1 protein-coding gene is annotated in these 769 nt (G+C 54.6%); it reads left to right on the top strand.

Annotation, left to right across the window (positions count from 1 at the left end):
* Nucleotides 1-32: 32 nt before the first annotated feature.
* A partial coding sequence (locus MLC59_RS20270) for a reverse transcriptase domain-containing protein (RefSeq protein WP_345799797.1) occupies nucleotides 33-769 on the top strand: 737 nt, incomplete at its 3' end.

The following is a 769-nucleotide window of genomic DNA, read 5'->3' as shown; positions in this document are numbered from 1 at the left end:
GCAAACTACCTGACCAAACAAGGTGAAGACCTTTGATAATCAGCGAAATGCAACGCAAGCTAGCGACCTGGACAACAGCCGATCCCACCCGCCGGGTGGACAGGTTGTTGCGTCTGATAGCACAGCCTGACTGGCTCGCAGAAGCGGCTCGGGTCACTCTGTCTTCCAAAGGAGCAAACACGCCTGGGATAGATGGAGAGATCAAGCTGACTGTGCAGGCCAGACTGCCGGCCATTCTGAAACAAATCAGGCATGATTTACTCTCTGATACTTATCAGCCGTTACCGGCTCGAAGGGTTTATATCCCGAAGGCCAACGGCAAGCAACGGCCACTGGGCATCCCCACCCTGCGCGACCGCATCGTTCAACGGGCCATGTTAATGGCGATGGAGCCAATGTGGGAAAGCGACTTCCACACGCTCTCCTACGGGTTCCGACCGGAACGGAGCGTTCACCACGCGATCCGTACAGTGAAACTGCAACTGACGGACACTACTGAAACGCGTGGTCGCTGGGTCATCGAAGGGGATCTGTCCAGCTACTTCGATACCGTGCATCATCGGCTGCTGATGAAAGCTGTACGCCGCAGAATCAGGGACCGTCGGTTCCTGAACCTTCTCTGGCGATTCATAAAAACCGGTCAAATTGATGCAGGTCTTTTCCGGGCAGCAAGTGAGGGCGTACCTCAGGGTGGTGTTATATCGCCACTGCTATCGAATATCATGCTGCATGAGTTCGATCAGTACCTGAACAAGCACTACCTCGGCAA

It is taken from the genome of Marinobacter bryozoorum (assembly GCF_023156245.1).
GTDB lineage: Bacteria > Pseudomonadota > Gammaproteobacteria > Pseudomonadales > Oleiphilaceae > Marinobacter > Marinobacter bryozoorum.
This window is presented reverse-complemented; position numbering and strand designations above follow the sequence as displayed.